The 15245-nt window shown below is 62.9% G+C and carries 16 protein-coding genes; 14 read left to right on the top strand and 2 right to left on the bottom strand.

Annotated features, from left to right (window positions below; translation table 11 throughout):
- Positions 1-36: 36 nt before the first annotated feature.
- Positions 37-1869, bottom strand: a complete 1833-nt coding sequence (locus RLEG4DRAFT_RS33490) for an extracellular solute-binding protein (protein WP_003583487.1) — start codon at positions 1867-1869, stop codon at positions 37-39.
- A 273-nt stretch (positions 1870-2142) separates the two neighbouring features.
- Between RLEG4DRAFT_RS33490 and mepA the strand changes: the two genes are divergently transcribed.
- The 6 genes from mepA (at position 2143) to RLEG4DRAFT_RS33460 (ending at position 8138) form a co-directional block, all read left to right on the top strand.
- Positions 2143-3219: a penicillin-insensitive murein endopeptidase gene (gene mepA, locus RLEG4DRAFT_RS33485; RefSeq protein WP_003583484.1), complete on the top strand. Its 1077-nt coding sequence runs from the start codon at positions 2143-2145 to the stop codon at positions 3217-3219.
- Positions 3220-3328: 109 nt separating this feature from the next.
- Entirely contained in the window at positions 3329-3709 is a 381-nt protein-coding gene (locus RLEG4DRAFT_RS33480; RefSeq protein ID WP_003583482.1) for a methylglyoxal synthase, read from the top strand.
- 17 nt (positions 3710-3726) lie between these two features.
- On the top strand, positions 3727-4752 hold the full coding sequence (locus RLEG4DRAFT_RS33475; RefSeq protein ID WP_003583481.1) for a glucokinase: 1026 nt from the start codon (positions 3727-3729) through the stop codon (positions 4750-4752).
- Between the two features lie 101 nt (positions 4753-4853).
- Positions 4854-6641 carry an ABC transporter ATP-binding protein gene (locus RLEG4DRAFT_RS33470; protein ID WP_003583480.1) on the top strand — a complete coding sequence of 596 codons (1788 nt, stop codon included), beginning with the start codon at positions 4854-4856 and terminating at the stop codon, positions 6639-6641.
- A 15-nt stretch (positions 6642-6656) separates the two neighbouring features.
- The gene (dapB, locus tag RLEG4DRAFT_RS33465; RefSeq protein ID WP_003583479.1) at positions 6657-7475 is read left to right on the top strand and encodes a 4-hydroxy-tetrahydrodipicolinate reductase; all 819 of its coding nucleotides are present in this window, start codon (positions 6657-6659) and stop codon (positions 7473-7475) included.
- Between the two features lie 27 nt (positions 7476-7502).
- The gene (locus RLEG4DRAFT_RS33460; protein WP_003583478.1) at positions 7503-8138 is read left to right on the top strand and encodes a 2,3-bisphosphoglycerate-dependent phosphoglycerate mutase; all 636 of its coding nucleotides are present in this window, start codon (positions 7503-7505) and stop codon (positions 8136-8138) included.
- A gap of 39 nt (positions 8139-8177) precedes the next feature.
- Here RLEG4DRAFT_RS33460 and phnF read toward each other — a convergent pair whose 3' ends face one another.
- The gene (gene phnF / locus RLEG4DRAFT_RS33455; RefSeq protein ID WP_003583477.1) at positions 8178-8915 is read right to left on the bottom strand and encodes a phosphonate metabolism transcriptional regulator PhnF; all 738 of its coding nucleotides are present in this window, start codon (positions 8913-8915) and stop codon (positions 8178-8180) included.
- Between the two features lie 119 nt (positions 8916-9034).
- On the opposite strand from phnF, the gene phnG reads away from it, so the two are divergent.
- From phnG to phnC, 8 genes are all read left to right on the top strand, one after another.
- Entirely contained in the window at positions 9035-9511 is a 477-nt protein-coding gene (gene phnG, locus RLEG4DRAFT_RS33450; RefSeq protein ID WP_003583476.1) for a phosphonate C-P lyase system protein PhnG, read from the top strand.
- Positions 9511-10119 carry a phosphonate C-P lyase system protein PhnH gene (gene phnH / locus RLEG4DRAFT_RS33445; protein ID WP_003583475.1) on the top strand — a complete coding sequence of 203 codons (609 nt, stop codon included), beginning with the start codon at positions 9511-9513 and terminating at the stop codon, positions 10117-10119. The genes phnG and phnH overlap by 1 nt, the downstream gene beginning before the upstream one ends.
- Before the next feature lie 4 nt (positions 10120-10123).
- Positions 10124-11230 carry a carbon-phosphorus lyase complex subunit PhnI gene (locus tag RLEG4DRAFT_RS33440; protein WP_003583474.1) on the top strand — a complete coding sequence of 369 codons (1107 nt, stop codon included), beginning with the start codon at positions 10124-10126 and terminating at the stop codon, positions 11228-11230.
- Positions 11227-12102 (top strand): alpha-D-ribose 1-methylphosphonate 5-phosphate C-P-lyase PhnJ, encoded by an 876-nt coding sequence (locus tag RLEG4DRAFT_RS33435; protein WP_003583473.1) that lies wholly within the window; start codon positions 11227-11229, stop codon positions 12100-12102. The genes RLEG4DRAFT_RS33440 and RLEG4DRAFT_RS33435 overlap by 4 nt, the downstream gene beginning before the upstream one ends.
- Positions 12099-12875 (top strand): phosphonate C-P lyase system protein PhnK, encoded by a 777-nt coding sequence (gene phnK, locus RLEG4DRAFT_RS33430; RefSeq protein ID WP_003583470.1) that lies wholly within the window; start codon positions 12099-12101, stop codon positions 12873-12875. Before RLEG4DRAFT_RS33435 ends, phnK begins: the two co-directional genes overlap by 4 nt.
- 31 nt (positions 12876-12906) lie before the next feature.
- Positions 12907-13614, top strand: a complete 708-nt coding sequence (phnL, locus tag RLEG4DRAFT_RS33425; protein ID WP_003583469.1) for a phosphonate C-P lyase system protein PhnL — start codon at positions 12907-12909, stop codon at positions 13612-13614.
- The gene (locus tag RLEG4DRAFT_RS33420) at positions 13611-14228 is read left to right on the top strand and encodes a DapH/DapD/GlmU-related protein (RefSeq protein ID WP_003583467.1); all 618 of its coding nucleotides are present in this window, start codon (positions 13611-13613) and stop codon (positions 14226-14228) included. Before phnL ends, RLEG4DRAFT_RS33420 begins: the two co-directional genes overlap by 4 nt.
- 128 nt (positions 14229-14356) lie before the next feature.
- Positions 14357-15202, top strand: a complete 846-nt coding sequence (phnC, locus tag RLEG4DRAFT_RS33415; RefSeq protein ID WP_037094493.1) for a phosphonate ABC transporter ATP-binding protein — start codon at positions 14357-14359, stop codon at positions 15200-15202.
- The last annotated feature ends 43 nt before the right edge of the window (positions 15203-15245 follow it).

Below are 15245 nucleotides of genomic sequence, written 5' to 3'. Positions count from 1 at the left end.
CATTTGGAGCCCAGGCCCCACGCAATGCAAGCCCGCTCATTTTGCCGAGGTCGACCACCAGGCTTCCGGGAAGCCCAGGCTGTAGGCCGGAAACTCGGCAGGATGCGTGACCGTGTTCCAATAGGCGATATTAAAGGTATCGCGGTAGAACAGCGGGATGACGTAGTGATTTGCGAGCAAAACCCGGTCCATCGCCTTGATCGCCGCGACCTGTTCATCGCGGTTGGGCGCGAAGATAATCATGCGGATGAGTTCGTCGACGGCGGGGTTGGCAATGCCGGCATAGTTGCGAGAACCCTGCTGGTTGACCGAGCCGGATCCCCAATAGTCGGCCTGCTCGTTGCCCGGATTCATCGTCTCCGCCCAGACATTCCAGATCATATCGAAGTCGAAGCTGCGTTCGCGGTTGACAGCTTGCGAAGCGTCGACTGTCCGAACGCGCGCATCTATGCCGATTTTCTTGAGATTACTGGCATAGGGCACCGCCCAGCGCTCCAACATCGGGCTCGACAATAATATCTCGAAACTCATTGGCTGGCCGGTCTCGGTATTGACCATGCGATTGCCCTTCAGCTCCCAACCGGCTTCTTTCAGCAGAGCAATCGCCTTGCGGAGGTTGTCGCGGCTCTTCTGCGGATCGCCGCCGACGGGATTGGTGTATGGCGTTGTGAAGACCTCCGGCGGAACCTTGTCCTTCAGGCCTTGCAGTATTTCCAGCTCACGCCCCTGCGGCAAGCCGGAGGAGGCGAGCTCGGTGTTCCAGAAATAGCTGTCGATGCGCTTGTAGCTGTTGAAGGCAACGGTGCGGTTCAGCTCCTCGAAATCGAGGCCGTAGTTCAGCGCCTTGCGGACCCTGATATCCTTGAAGAGGTCACGCCGCATATTCGGCACAAGAGCCTGCAGGATGCCGGTGGAGCGCAGGGGATTTGCAACCTCTTCCTTCTTGACGCGTCCTTCCTTCACTGCGGGAAAATCATATCCAGTCGCCCAGCGCGCAGCCGTGGTCTCCTGCCAATAGTCGCTATTGCCGGCGCGAAAGGCTTCGAACTCCACATCGCGGTCACCGAAATAGGTGTAGATGACATTGCGGAAATTGTTCTGGCCGACATTCACATTGAGGTCTTTGCCCCAATAGTCGTCACGCAGCTCATAACGGATGGTTGCGCCAGGCGAGAAGGAAGCAATCTTGTAAGGTCCGGAACCCATCACCGGCTCCAGCGTCGTTTTGGTAATGTCACGCGGTTTGCCATCCGGCCCCGCCGCTTCCCACCAATGTTTCGGCACAATCATCAACTGTCCGAGAATGTTGGGCAATTCGCGGTTGTTCTTCTCATCGAAGGTGAAGGTCACGTCCCGATCGCCGGTCTTTTCCGCTTTGACGACGTGATGGTAGTAATTCCCGGCGACGGGGTTCAATTCCTTGGTCTTGTCCAGGCTGAAAATGACGTCTTCCGGCGTTACCGGCTGACCGTCCGCCCATTTTGCTTCCTTGCGCAGGCGAAAGGTCGCGCTGGAGACGTCATCAGGATAGGATAGCCCCTCGGCAAGCAGACCGTAGGAGACGAGAAGTTCGTCATCGGCCGGCTTCATCAGCGTGTCGTAAACAAGCGACAGGCCTATCGCTGTTTGGCCTTTTGCCAACAGAGGGTTGAAGGTGTCGAAGGCGCCGCTGGCGGACAGACGCAGATCTCCACCTTTTGGAGCATCGGGATTGACGTAGTCGAAATGCGCAAAGCCCGGCTTGTACTTCATCTCGCTGATGACCGAGCTGCCAATCTGAAAGGGTTGGTCCTGAGCTGTTGCCGTCATGGGCGCCAAGGCACCCGCAAGCGTCAGAAACAAACCGATCTTCGACCACAAAGCCGCCATTCACGCTTTCCCCTAATTATTGGTGGGTTCGACAATACGAAAAATACCGGCGAAAAACAGGAGAGAGTTTGGTTTTTGCCGGGCTCGCGAATTTTTGACCTTGCTCGGCCGCGTCAAGGTTGAAGATATCATCGGAATTGCAGGCGGCCGCAACGCTGCGGCGATCCGTCACCGCTGTCGCCTATCGCCGCCGGCCAAAACATCGATTCACCAAAATCTCTTTTCACGATAGGCTCGACGCAAATCACTTCGGCAGCGTTTCAAGGACACAGTATGGCTTTCGGCTTCGCTCAGGCTTTCAGGACATTCGGCAAACTGACGCTTGCCGGCGCAATCGGCGCAAGCCTTGCCGCCGGCGATGTCGGCGCCGAGCAGAAGACGCCGAGCCCCGGCAGTGCCAAGGGCCAGTTCGGTGCCGTCGGCCTGCCGACCCAGGGACCAGCGCAGCCGATCGGTTTTTACGCCAAGGGCTGTATGACTGGGGCGGTGGCGCTGCCGGCCGACGGGCCGACCTGGGAGGCGATGCGGCTCTCGCGCAATCGCCGCTGGGGTAATCCGGCGATGATTTCGCTGCTCGAACGTCTTTCCCAGGACGGGGCCAAATATGCCGGGTGGCCGGGCATCCTCGTCGGCGACATCGCGCAGCCGCGCGGCGGCCCGATGATCAACGGTCACGCCTCGCATCAGATCGGTCTCGATGCCGATGTCTGGTTCACGCCGATGCCGGCGCGCCGCATGAGCGCCGAGGCGCGCGAGACCCTGCCTTTCACCAGCATGCTGCAGAAGGACAAGTTCCTGACCGTCGACCCCAATGTGTGGACGCAATCGCGGGCGCGGCTCCTGATGTTGGCGGCAAGCTATCCCGAGGTGGAACGCATCTTCGTCAATCCGGCGATCAAGAAGAAGATGTGCGACACCTGGACGGGGGATCGTACCAATCTCGGCAAGCTTCGGCCGGAATACGGCCATGACTCGCATTTCCACATCCGCATCAAATGCCCAGCCGGTGCCGCCGGATGCACGCCGCAGGCGCCAGTTGCCGCCGGCGACGGCTGCGACAAGTCGCTCGCCTGGTGGTTCACGCCGGCACCCTGGGCGCCGCCGAAACCGCCGAAGCCCGGCGCCAAGCCGCCGAAACCGCCGCGTGAGATGATGGTCTCCGACCTGCCGAAGGCCTGCGCCGCCGTGCTCGATGCCGCTTCCGTCGCGTCTATGCAGGCCGCCACTTACGGCGGAGCTTCTGCGGCAAGCGCGCTGACTGCCACGCCGGCAGCAGAGCCGGCCGCCGATCCCGATGGGGCACTGCCGGATGTCGGCCCGGTTCCGAACGATAAACCGGCGATCCAATGACGGTGCTCAAAGCCTGGAAACCGAGGCAAGATGCGCTGTCTTTCAAATCGCAAATTCTTGGTATAGAAGCGGTCAAATCGATTGAAATGCTTGGGCGGAGATTGGGTTCATGGCCGGCGGCAAATGCCTTGCATTGATTGCGCATGACCAGAAAAAAGACGACATGGCGGACTTCGCCCGCGCCAACCGGGATATTCTCTCCCGCTGGAAGATCGTCGCCACCGGCACGACCGGCGGGCGCGTGCTGGACGCCGCCCCGGATCTCGACGTCACCAGATTGAAAAGCGGGCCGCTCGGCGGCGACCAGCAGATCGGCGCGCTGATTTCCACCGGCGAGGTCGACGCCCTGATCTTCTTCGTCGATCCATTGACGCCGATGCCGCACGATGTCGACGTCAAGGCGCTGATGCGGCTGGCCATCGTTTACGATATTCCGATGGCGCTCAACCACGCGACCGCTATAAAACTTCTTCCCACACTCGAAGCCTGATCAGCACGGAACCGGCCATGCCAAAACCGAACAACAGCACCGCTCCGCTGCCTTTCCCGATCCTGATCGGCGATATCGGCGGCACCAATGGCCGTTTCTCCATCCTGAGCGACGCCTATGCCGAGCCGAAGCAGTTTCCGAACGTGCGCACGGCAGATTTCGCCACGATCGACGAAGCGATCCAGCAAGGGGTGCTTGACAAAACAGCCGTGCAGCCGCGCTCGGCTATCCTTGCCGTCGCCGGCCCGATCAACGACGACGAGATCCCGCTGACCAATTGCGACTGGGTGGTGCGGCCAAAGACGATGATCGAGGGCCTCGGCATGGAGGACGTGCTCGTCGTCAACGATTTCGAGGCGCAGGCGCTCGCAGTCGCCGCCCTTTCGGATGAGAACCGCGAACGCATCGGCGACGCCACCGGCGACATGATCGCTTCCCGCGTCGTGCTCGGACCGGGCACCGGGCTCGGCGTCGGCGGGCTGGTGCATGCCCAGCATACTTGGATCCCGGTTCCCGGCGAAGGCGGCCATGTCGATCTCGGACCGCGCAGCAAACGCGACTATCAAATCTTTCCGCATATCGAGACGATCGAGGGCCGCGTCTCCGCCGAGCAGATCCTCTGCGGCCGGGGCCTCGTCAACCTCTACAACGCCATCTGCATTGTCGACGGCATCCAGCCGACGATGAAGGATCCGGCCGACATCACCTCGCACGCGCTGGCCGGCAGCGACAAGGCGGCCGTCGAGACGGTCTCGCTGTTTGCCACCTATCTCGGCCGCGTGGCGGGCGACATGGCGATGGTGTTCATGGCGCGCGGCGGCGTCTATCTCTCCGGCGGCATCTCGCAGAAAATCCTGCCGGCGCTGAAGAGACCGGAATTCCGCTTGGCCTTCGAGGACAAGGCGCCGCATACGGGCCTCCTTCGCACCATCCCGACCTATGTGGTGACGCATCCGCTGGCAGCGCTTGCCGGGCTTTCCTCCTATGCGCGAATGCCGGCGAATTTCGGCGTCTCGACGGAAGGCCGCCGCTGGCGGCGCTGACCCCGGCGCTCTAGCCAAACCAATCCCAACTCTTTATAGAGCCGGCAAAAGTACGCGTCGCCCCCTGCGCCGCGTTTGGTGCGAGACAGGAAACCCGATTTTTGGAAGCGGCGGAAAGCAGAACGCAGAGCGTCAGCAGCGATACCGTAACCGGCATCCTGAAGCGCATCATCGCTGAAAACGGCCGCGACCATCTCTGGGGCTATGTCTTTGCGATTGCCTGCCTGATCGTCGTGGCGCTTTCGACGGCATTTACCGCCTGGATCATGCGGGCGATCATCGACGAGGCCTTCGCCAACCGGCGCGCCGACGTCGTCTGGATCATCTGTCTTTCGATCTTCATTGCCTTCGTGCTGCGCGGTTTTGCGAGCTACGGCCAGGCGGTGGCGCTGTCCAAGGTCGGCAACGATATCGTCGCGCGTTACCAGCGCCGGCTCTATTCGCATCTGATGACGCTTTCAGTCGGCTTTTTCAGCGAAGCCCGCTCTGCCCATATCGCCGCGCAGGTCAGCCAGAACGTCAGCGGCATCCGCGATGTGCTCAACCTGACGATCACCTCGACGGTGCGCGATCTGCTGACCTTCATCTCGCTGCTCGCCGTGATGATCCTCCAGGATCCGCTGCTCAGCCTTGCGGTGTTCATCATGGCGCCGCCGCTGCTTTACGCGCTGCGCTATGTTTCCAAGCGGCTGCGCTCGGCGACGCGCGAGGCGGTGCATCTGAACAGCCACGTTCTCGGCGCCATGCAGGAGACGATCCAGGGCATCGCCATCGTGAAAGCCTTCACGATGGAAGACGAATTGGAGCGCAAGGTCACCAAGCTGATCAAAGGCGCCGAAAACAGGGCGAACCGGATTGCCCGGCTTTCCGAACGCACCTCGCCGCTGACCGAGAGTTTCGCGGGTTTTGCCGTCGCCAGCGTGCTTGCCTATGCCGCCTACCGGTCGATCTATTACAATGTGCCGCCGGGCGCCTTCTTCTCCTTCGTCACGGCGCTGCTGCTTGCCTATGACCCGGCCCGCCGGCTTGCCCGCCTGCAGGTGCAGATGGAGCGTGCCGTCGTCAATGCGCGGATGATTTATGAATTGCTCGACATGGAGCCACGCCAGCGCGACCTGCCGGACGCAAAGCCGCTGACGGTGACGCAAGCCAGGATCGAATTCCGCAATGTTTCCTTCGGCTACGGCAATGAGAGCGTGCTCAGCGGTGTGAGCTTCATCGCCGAGGGCGGCGCGACCACGGCGCTGGTCGGTCCTTCGGGGGCCGGCAAATCGACGGTCATCAACCTCATTCCCCGCTTTTACGATCCGCGCGAGGGCGAAATTCTGATCGACGGACAGGATATCGCCCACATTACCAAGAAGTCGCTGCGCCATCAGCTCGCCTATGTCTCGCAGCAGCCTTACCTGTTCGAGGGCACGATCCGCGACAATATCCGCTACGGCCGGCCGGAAGCGACCGATGCAGAGGTGGAAGAGGCGGCCCGGCTTGCCTATGCGCATGACTTTATCGCAGCGCAGCCGCAGGGTTACGACACGCCGGTCGGCGAAAACGGCGTGACGCTTTCGGGCGGTCAACGCCAGCGGCTGTCGATTGCGCGTGCGCTGGTACGCAATGCGCCGATCCTGCTGCTCGACGAGGCGACCTCGGCTCTCGATACCGAATCCGAAGCCGCCGTGCAGAAGGCGCTCGACGAGGCGATGACCGGACGCACCGTCGTCGTCATCGCCCACCGGCTTTCGACCGTGGTGCGCGCCGACAAGATCGTCGTCATGCAGCAGGGCCGCGTCGTCGAGGAAGGCAATCACGAGACGCTTGCGAAGGTCAGCGACGGTCTTTACGCTCGCCTCAACAATCTGCAGAGGCCTTCGGCCTCCGATTCAAACTGACCTGGTGAGACCGAGATGAGCGATGCTGCGATGAAACTGGTGGTGGTTGGCGCAGCCGGGCGCATGGGCCAGACGCTGATCAGGCTCATCCATTCCATCGAGGGCGCGACGCTGCATGCCGCGGTCGAGCGCAGCGGCTCGCCCTTCATCGGCAAGGATGCCGGCGAGATTGCCGGCCTCGGCCCGACCGGTATCATCATCGGCGACGATCCGCTCAATGCCTTTCTGCATGCCGAAGGCGTGCTCGACTTCACCTCGCCCGCCGCGACGGTTGAATTCTCCGGCCTCGCCGCGCAGGCCCGCATCGTCCATGTCGTCGGCACGACGGGCTGTTCGGCCGACGACGATGCCAAGATTGCGGCCGCCACCCGCCATGCCCGCATCGTCAAATCAGGCAATATGAGCCTTGGGGTCAATCTGCTCAGCGTGTTGACCCAGCAGGCGGCGCGTGCGCTCGAGCCGGCCGATTGGGATATCGAGATCCTGGAAATGCACCACAAACACAAGGTGGATGCGCCGTCCGGCACCGCCCTACTCCTCGGCGAGGCCGCAGCAAAGGGGCGCGGCATCGATTTGACCTCGAAATCGGTCCGGGTGCGCGACGGCCATACCGGCGCCCGCGAGGCCGGCACGATCGGCTTTGCAACGTTGCGCGGCGGCTCCGTCATCGGCGAGCATTCGGTGCTCTTCGCCGGAGAAGGCGAAATCGTCACCCTGTCGCATAGCGCCGCCGACCGCTCGATCTTTGCGCGCGGCGGCATCAAGGCGGCCCTCTGGGCGCGCGACAAGAAGCCGGGTCTCTATTCCATGCTCGACGTGCTCGGGCTTTCCTAGCAATAACGATATTTCGGAGGCTAATTCATGAGCGGTACCCTCGTCCTCGTTCGCCACGGCCAGAGTGACTGGAACCTGAAGAATCTCTTCACCGGCTGGAAGGATCCCGATCTGACGGCGCTCGGCATCGAGGAAGCCAATGCCGGCGGTAAGGCGCTCGCCGAATACGGGATCAAATTCGATGTCGCCTACACCTCGGTGCTGGTGCGCGCGCAGCACACGCTGAAGCTCATCCTCGACAAGGTCGGCCAGCCCGATCTCGAGACGATCCGCGACCAGGCGCTGAACGAGCGCGACTACGGCGATCTCTCCGGCCTCAACAAGGACGATGCGCGCGCCAAATGGGGTGAGGAACAGGTGCATATCTGGCGCCGTTCCTATGACGTGCCGCCTCCGGGCGGCGAAAGCCTGCGCGACACCGGCGCCCGCGTCTGGCCCTACTACCTCACCGAAATCCTTCCGCGCGTGCTGAGGGGCGAGAAGGTGCTGGTTGCCGCACACGGCAATTCGCTGCGCTCGCTTGTCATGGTCCTCGACAAGCTGAGCAAGGAAGGCGTGCTTGCCCTCAATCTCGCCACCGGCGTGCCGATGGTCTACACGCTGAAGGCGGATTCCACCGTCGCCTCCAAGGAAGTGCTCGGCGACATGTCCGGCGCGCATTGAAACAAGTTGCCCGTGCCAGCCGGAAGCGGCTGGCACATCTCAATTCTCGATCGTGAACTGCACCCGGTCGGCCGCGAAGCGGCTGATCGAATATTGCACCGGTACGCCGTCGAGATCGGTATTCATCGCCTTGGCGATCAGCAGGATGGCGCCGGGGGTGAGTTCGAGATCGGCCATATCGGCTGCACTCGCATGCGCGGCCGTCACCTCGGTCGTCGCGCGGACATAGTCCGACAGGCCAAGGTCGGCAAAGGCCTTGGTAATCGATTCGCGCTTGCGGTAGGCCTCGCCGATCCCGGTGAAGCGCTTCGCAGGAAACCAGCTGGTCGCCTTTGAAACCGGCCGCTTGTCGGCATGGCGCAATGTTTCCAGGCGGATCACCTTTTCCCCCTGCTTCAGGCCCAGCCAGCGGGCCACCTCCGCGCTCGCCTCCTCCGTGACATCGTGAAGTAGAAGGCCGCGCATCTCGCGCGCCTGATCGCCGATGCCGGCGGTAAAACGTGTGCGCCGGGTGATCGGGAAATTCAGCCGCTCCTTGCGCTCGATCAGTGTGCCGCGACCTTGTACCGCACGGACGATGCCTTCCTGCGCCAGGGCCGCCAAAGCGCTGCGCACAGTATGCCTGTTGACGCCGAATTGCAGCGCCAGGACCGTTTCCGGCGGCATCATTCCCGTTTCATCATAGGTTCCGGTACTGATCGACTCGCGAATCCGGTCGGCGATCTGGCGCCAGAGCGCTACGCCGGTCTGCCTTTGCACCTGTTTCAATCCTGCCATTCCGCCCTTGCCCCGTCATTTCAACCCGACGACGTCATACGCTTGTCACGACATCGATTTAGGACTAAAGATAGCTTGTATAGTTGTCTATATCAATAGACATTTTGGGGAAAGCGGCAATGATCTCAGCGGACAGGAAAGACGCTGCGTCACAGACGGCATCCGGGCGCAAACGCGCCGCCGATCTGCTGGCGCGCGCGGAACGCAGCGAACTCCAGGCAGCCTGGGATGCGTTGCCGCAAAAGCCTGCGGCGCATCCGGTGCGCGGACCGGAGACTGGATTGGTGATGGTCCGCGGCCGCATCGGCGGCGGCGGCGCGCCCTTCAATCTCGGCGAGGTGACGATGACGCGGGCAACCGTCCGGCTCGATTCCGGCTCGATCGGCCATGCGCAGGCGCTCGGCACCGACCGTGAGAAGGCCCGGCTTGCGGCGATCTTCGACGCGCTCTGGCAGGAGGATGCGACGAAGGATTTCGTCGAAAAGGCGCTGCTTTTGCCGATCGCTGAGCGGATCGCCACGACCGAACGCCGCAAGGCCGACGAGACGGCGGCGACCCGTGTCGATTTCTTCACCATGGTGCGGGGGGACAACTGATGGGCATGAAGACCGAAGCCCTGACCGGCGGCTTTGCCCAGCCGGTCTTCCATGCCCAGAGCGTCTTTAAGATGCTGATGGACGGCATGTCCCGTCCCGGCACGATCCAGACCGTTCAGCCCGATATCGCGCCGCCGGCGCCGCTCGGCATCGCCGCCGGCACGATCGCGCTGACGCTTTGCGACCACGACACATCTGTCTGGCTTTCCCAGGGACTGGCGAAATCCGCCGTGCCGGAGTGGCTCGGCTTCCACACCGGCGCGCCGCTGACCACCGAAAAGGCCGAGGCGCGTTTCGCCTTCACCGAAGCCGGCACCGCACTTTGCCCCTTCGGCCTCTTTGCATCAGGCACACAGGAATATCCCGACCGCTCGACGACGCTCATCATCGAACTCGCCGAACTCGAGGGCGGGCGCAGACTGGCGCTGATGGGTCCCGGCATTCAGAGCGTGACCGAGATCGCGCCTGTCGGCCTGCCGGAAACCTTTCTGCGGCTGTGGACCGAGAACCGCGCGCTGTTCCCGCGCGGCATCGACATCGTGCTGGCGGCGGGCAAGCGCTTCCTCTGCCTGCCGCGTACCACCAAGATCACAGCAACGGAGATCTGAGCTCATGTATGTTGCCGTCAAAGGTGGCGAGGCCGCCATCGCCAATGCTCACCGCCTGCTTGCCGACCGCCGCCGCGGCGACCGGTCGCTGCCGGCGATCGGCATCGACCAGATCGTGGCGCAACTGGCGCTCGCCGTCGACCGCGTCATGGCCGAGGCCTCGCTTTTCGACCGCAGGCTCGCAGCGCTGGCCGTCCGCCAGTCGCGCGGCGACATGATCGAGGCGATCTTCCTGCTGCGCGCCTACCGCACGACGCTGCCGCGTTTCGGCTATTCCAAGCCGCTCGACACGGCCGCTATGACGATCGAACGCCGCATCTCGGCGACCTATAAGGACCTGCCGGGCGGCCAGCTGCTCGGCCCGACCTTCGACTATACCCACCGGCTGCTCGATCCCTCGTTGCTTCACGACGAAGCGATCGAGGAACCCGCCCGGCGTGAGGCCGAGACCGGCCGCGTCATGCGTGTCTCCGAGATCCTCGGCGAGGAGGGCCTGATCGAGGCCGACGGCGACATGCCTGAAGATCACGAAATCGGCGATCTGACCCGCGAGCCGATGGAATTCTCGATGAGCCGCGATTTGCGCCTGCAGGCGCTTGCCCGCGGCGACGAAGGCTTCCTGCTGGCGCTCGGTTATTCCACTCAGCGCGGCTACGGCCGCAACCACCCCTTCACCGGTGAGATCCGCATCGGCGAGGTCGAGGTGGAATTCGACGTGCCGGAACTCGGTTTCGCCGTCTCGCTCGGCACGATCCAGATTACCGAGTGCCAGATGGTCAACCAGTTCAAGGGTTCGGCCAAGGCGCCGCCGCAATTTACCCGCGGTTACGGCCTGGTCTTCGGCCAGAGCGAGCGCAAGGCAATGGCAATGTCACTGGTCGACCGGGCGCTTCGCGCGGAAGAACTCGGCGAAGACATTACCGCGCCGGCCCAGGACGAGGAATTCGTCATCTCGCACTCCGACAACGTCCAGGCGACCGGTTTCGTCGAGCACCTGAAGCTTCCGCATTATGTGGACTTCCAGGCCGAACTCGATCTCGTCCGCCGCATGCGCCGCGAATTCGAAGCCGCCCGAAACGGTGGCGAAGACATGAAGGAAGCCGCCGAATGAGCGATCTGGCCAGCTACAACTTCGCCTATCTCGACGAACAGACCAAGCGGATGATCCGCCGCGCCATCCTGAAGGCGATCGCCATTCCCGGCTATCAGGTGCCTTTCGCTTCGCGCGAAATGCCGATGCCCTATGGTTGGGGCACCGGCGGCGTGCAGGTGACGGCCTCGATCATCGGACCGGACGACGTGCTGAAGGTCATCGACCAGGGTGCCGACGACACCACCAATGCCGTCTCCATCCGCGCCTTCTTCCAGAAGGTCGCCAATGTCGCGGTGACCACGCATACGAGCGAGGCGACGATCATCCAGACGCGCCACCGCATCCCGGAGGAAAAGCTTAAGGTCGGCCAGGTGCTCGTCTACCAGGTGCCGATCCCCGAGCCGCTGCGCTTCCTCGAACCGCGCGAGACCGAGACCCGCAAGATGCACGCGCTCGAAGAATACGGCCTCATGCATGTGAAGCTCTACGAGGATATCGCCCGCAACGGCCGCATCGCCACGACCTATGCCTACCCGGTCAAGGTTCATGGCCGCTATGTCATGGATCCCTCGCCGACGCCGAAATTCGACAATCCGAAGATGCACATGTCGGATGCGCTGCAGCTCTTCGGCGCCGGACGCGAGAAGCGCATCTATGCGGTTCCGCCCTATACCGACGTCGTCAGCCTGGATTTTGAAGACCATCCCTTCGAGATCCAGCGCTTCGGCAAGCCCTGCGCCCTTTGCGGCGCAGAGGAAGTCTACCTCGATGAGGTCATCCTCGACGACAAGGGCGGGCGCATGTTCGTCTGCTCCGACACCGATCATTGCGAAGACCGCCGCGCGCAAGGGCATGCCGGCGAGATGCTGGCCCGGGAGGCTGCAGAATGAGCGATATCCCACTTCTCAAAGTCCATAACGTTTCGAAATTCTACGGCAATCGCATCGGCTGCCGCGACGTTTCCTTCGAACTCTGGCCCGGCGAAGTGCTGGCCATCGTCGGCGAGTCCGGCTCCGGCAAGACGACGCTGCTGAACTGCCTCTCGACACGGCTGCTGCCGAGCACCGGAAGCGTCGAATACCACATGCGCGACGGTAGTTACCGCGATCTCTACCGAATGAACGAGGCCGAGCGGCGCTTCCTGATGCGCACCGACTGGGGCTTCGTGCACCAGAACCCGGCCGACGGCCTGCGTATGGCGGTCTCGGCCGGCGCCAATGTCGGCGAAAGGCTGATGGCGATCGGCGACCGGCACTACGGCAAGATCCGCGCCTCGGCGATCGACTGGCTCGAACGCGTCGAGATCGACGCCGACCGCATCGACGACCAGCCGCGCGCCTTTTCCGGCGGCATGCGCCAGCGCCTGCAGATCGCCCGCAACCTCGTCACCGGCCCGCGTCTCGTCTTCATGGACGAACCCACAGGCGGCCTCGACGTCTCTGTGCAGGCGCGCCTGCTTGATCTCGTGCGTGGGCTCGTCAACGATCTCGGCCTGTCGGCCATCGTCGTCACCCACGATCTTGCCGTCGCCCGCCTTCTCTCGCATCGGATGATGGTGATGAAGGACGGCTACGTCATCGAACACGGGCTCACCGACCGGGTGCTCGACGATCCGCGCGAACCCTACACGCAGCTGCTCGTCTCCTCGATCCTGCAGGTCTGAGCGCACGGTCTAAAACCAGGAAGAACACATCATGCCAACGCCCCTCGTCGTTTCCGAAGTCTCGAAGAGCTTCACCATGCACCTGCGCGACGGCATCAAGCTGCCTGTCGTTTCCGATGTCGGCTTTTCGGTCGCCTCAGGCGAATGCGTCGTGCTCGGCGGCCCCTCGGGCATCGGCAAGAGCTCGTTGCTCAAGATGATCTACGGCAATTATGCCGTCGACACCGGCCAGATCCTCATCCGCCATGACGGCCGCGTCGTCGATCTGGCCTCCGCCGATCCGCGCACCGTGCTTAACGTGCGGCGCAATACGCTCGGCTATGTCAGCCAGTTCCTGCGCACCGTGCCGCGTGTGGCGGCGATCGACGTGGTTGCCGAACCGCTGGTGGCGCGCGGCGAGGAAGCCGGCGTTGCACGGGAAAAAGCCGGCGCGTTGCTCGCCAGGCTCAACCTGCCGGAAGCGCTCTGGCAGCTTCCGCCCGCCACCTTCTCCGGCGGCGAGCAGCAGCGCGTCAACATCGCCCGCGGCTTCATCACCGAACACACGATCCTGCTTCTCGACGAACCCACGGCATCGCTCGACGCTCGCAATCGCGCCGTCGTCGTCGACATGATCGCCGAGAAGAAGAAGGCCGGCGGCGCCCTTCTCGGCATCTTCCACGACGAGGAAGTGCGCGAGGCGGTCGCCGACCGCATCCTCGACGTCCAGCAGTTCTCTCCTCGAAAGATCGCCGCATGAGCCGCAAGCTTGATATCGAGCCCTATGTCCATGAGACCGCATCGATCAGCGATTCTACCTTCGGGCGCTATACCGAGGTCTCCGAACGCTGCCGCATCAGCGAAGCCACTTTCGGCGACTATTCCTACATCATGCAGGATGGCTCCGTCTGGTGTGCGACGATCGGCAAGTTCGTCAATATCGCGGCTGCCGTGCGCATCAACGCCACCAACCATCCGACCTGGCGGGCGACGCTACATCATTTCACCTATCGCGCCGCCGACTATTGGCCGGACGGCGACATGGAAACGGACTTCTTCGCCTGGCGGCGCGCAAACCGCGTGACGATCGGCAACGACGTCTGGATCGGTCATGGGGTGACCATCCTGCCCGGCGTCAGCGTCGGCAACGGCGCGGTGATCGGCGCCGGCGCCGTCGTATCGAAGGACGTCGCTCCCTATGCGATCGTCGGCGGCGTGCCGGCCAAACTTATCCGCGAACGCTTCTCAAAAGAGATCGGCGAACGGATGGACAGGCTTTCCTGGTGGGATTGGGAGCATGACCGGCTGCGCTTGGCGCTTCAGGATTTCCGCAACCTGAGCGCGGAAGATTTCCTCGCCCGCTACGGCGGTTAAACCGCCGATATAGGTGCGGAACAAGCGCGGAGATATGTGACAGGACTTACACAAATATGACATGCGAGGTTCATCAAGCGGGACTAATGCGATGCTGACCAAGGCCTGGAGTGCAAGGGGAAAGCATGATGTTCGAGCTGAAGAATGTCACACGTCGGTTCGGAAAAAAGCTCGCCGTCGATTCCGTCACGCTCGACATTCCCCAAGGCCAGATGGTCGGCATCATCGGCCGCTCCGGCGCCGGCAAGTCGACGCTGCTGCGCATGATCAACCGCTTGCAGGAGCCGAGCTCCGGCTCCATTCATTTCGCCGGCGTCGAGGTCTCCGGGCTTCGCGGCCGGTCGCTGCGCAACTGGCAGCGCGATTGCGCGATGATCTTCCAGCAGTTCAATCTGGTGCCGCGCCTCGATGTTCTCACCAATGTGATGCTCGGTCGCCTCAACCATCGCTCGACGCTCATGAGCCTGCTGAACATCTTCACCCGCGAGGAGCGTGTGCATGCCATCGCAGCGCTGGAACGCCTCGGCATCGAGCAGACGGCGCTGCAGGCGGCCGGCACGCTTTCCGGCGGCCAGCAGCAGCGCGTGGCGATCGCCCGCGCGCTGATGCAGAACCCGAAGATGGTTCTCGCCGACGAGCCGATCGCCTCGCTCGATCCGCTGAACGCCAAGATCGTCATGGATGCGCTGCGCGATATCAACGAGCGCGAGGGCATCACCGTCATCACCAACCTCCACACGCTCGACACCGCCCGCAACTATTGTGAGCGCATCGTCGGCATGGCCGGCGGCCGCGTCGTCTTCGACGGCAAGCCCTCAGAGCTGACCGCCGAAGCGGTGAAGGAAATCTACGGGAGGGACAAGGACGGCGCCGGCATCGACGAAACGATGACCTCGACCTCCATCAATATCGCTCCCGAACGGGCAGACAATCAATCCGCCGGCATCCAACCGCTGGCGCTGGCCGGTCTCTGAGGGAGACGGCCGCGATCGAGCGCCCGCGTCAAGGGCACACTTC

This window comes from Rhizobium leguminosarum bv. trifolii WSM2297, assembly GCF_000271845.1.
The sequence above is the reverse complement of the archived record's forward strand: the minus strand, read 5'-3'. Positions and strand labels throughout refer to the sequence as shown.

Coding starts and splice junctions, on each gene's coding strand:
- phnH (WP_003583475.1), top strand. CDS start 9,511: ATGGGCATGAAGACCGAAGCCCTGACCGGCGGCTTTGCCCAGCCGGTC.
- phnF (WP_003583477.1), bottom strand. CDS start 8,915: ATGGCAGGATTGAAACAGGTGCAAAGGCAGACCGGCGTAGCGCTCTGG.
- RLEG4DRAFT_RS33435 (WP_003583473.1), top strand. CDS start 11,227: ATGAGCGATCTGGCCAGCTACAACTTCGCCTATCTCGACGAACAGACC.
- RLEG4DRAFT_RS33475 (WP_003583481.1), top strand. CDS start 3,727: ATGCCAAAACCGAACAACAGCACCGCTCCGCTGCCTTTCCCGATCCTG.
- phnG (WP_003583476.1), top strand. CDS start 9,035: ATGATCTCAGCGGACAGGAAAGACGCTGCGTCACAGACGGCATCCGGG.
- phnC (WP_037094493.1), top strand. CDS start 14,357: ATGTTCGAGCTGAAGAATGTCACACGTCGGTTCGGAAAAAAGCTCGCC.
- phnL (WP_003583469.1), top strand. CDS start 12,907: ATGCCAACGCCCCTCGTCGTTTCCGAAGTCTCGAAGAGCTTCACCATG.
- RLEG4DRAFT_RS33460 (WP_003583478.1), top strand. CDS start 7,503: ATGAGCGGTACCCTCGTCCTCGTTCGCCACGGCCAGAGTGACTGGAAC.
- RLEG4DRAFT_RS33480 (WP_003583482.1), top strand. CDS start 3,329: ATGGCCGGCGGCAAATGCCTTGCATTGATTGCGCATGACCAGAAAAAA.
- RLEG4DRAFT_RS33490 (WP_003583487.1), bottom strand. CDS start 1,869: ATGGCGGCTTTGTGGTCGAAGATCGGTTTGTTTCTGACGCTTGCGGGT.
- RLEG4DRAFT_RS33420 (WP_003583467.1), top strand. CDS start 13,611: ATGAGCCGCAAGCTTGATATCGAGCCCTATGTCCATGAGACCGCATCG.
- mepA (WP_003583484.1), top strand. CDS start 2,143: ATGGCTTTCGGCTTCGCTCAGGCTTTCAGGACATTCGGCAAACTGACG.
- dapB (WP_003583479.1), top strand. CDS start 6,657: ATGAGCGATGCTGCGATGAAACTGGTGGTGGTTGGCGCAGCCGGGCGC.
- phnK (WP_003583470.1), top strand. CDS start 12,099: ATGAGCGATATCCCACTTCTCAAAGTCCATAACGTTTCGAAATTCTAC.
- RLEG4DRAFT_RS33440 (WP_003583474.1), top strand. CDS start 10,124: ATGTATGTTGCCGTCAAAGGTGGCGAGGCCGCCATCGCCAATGCTCAC.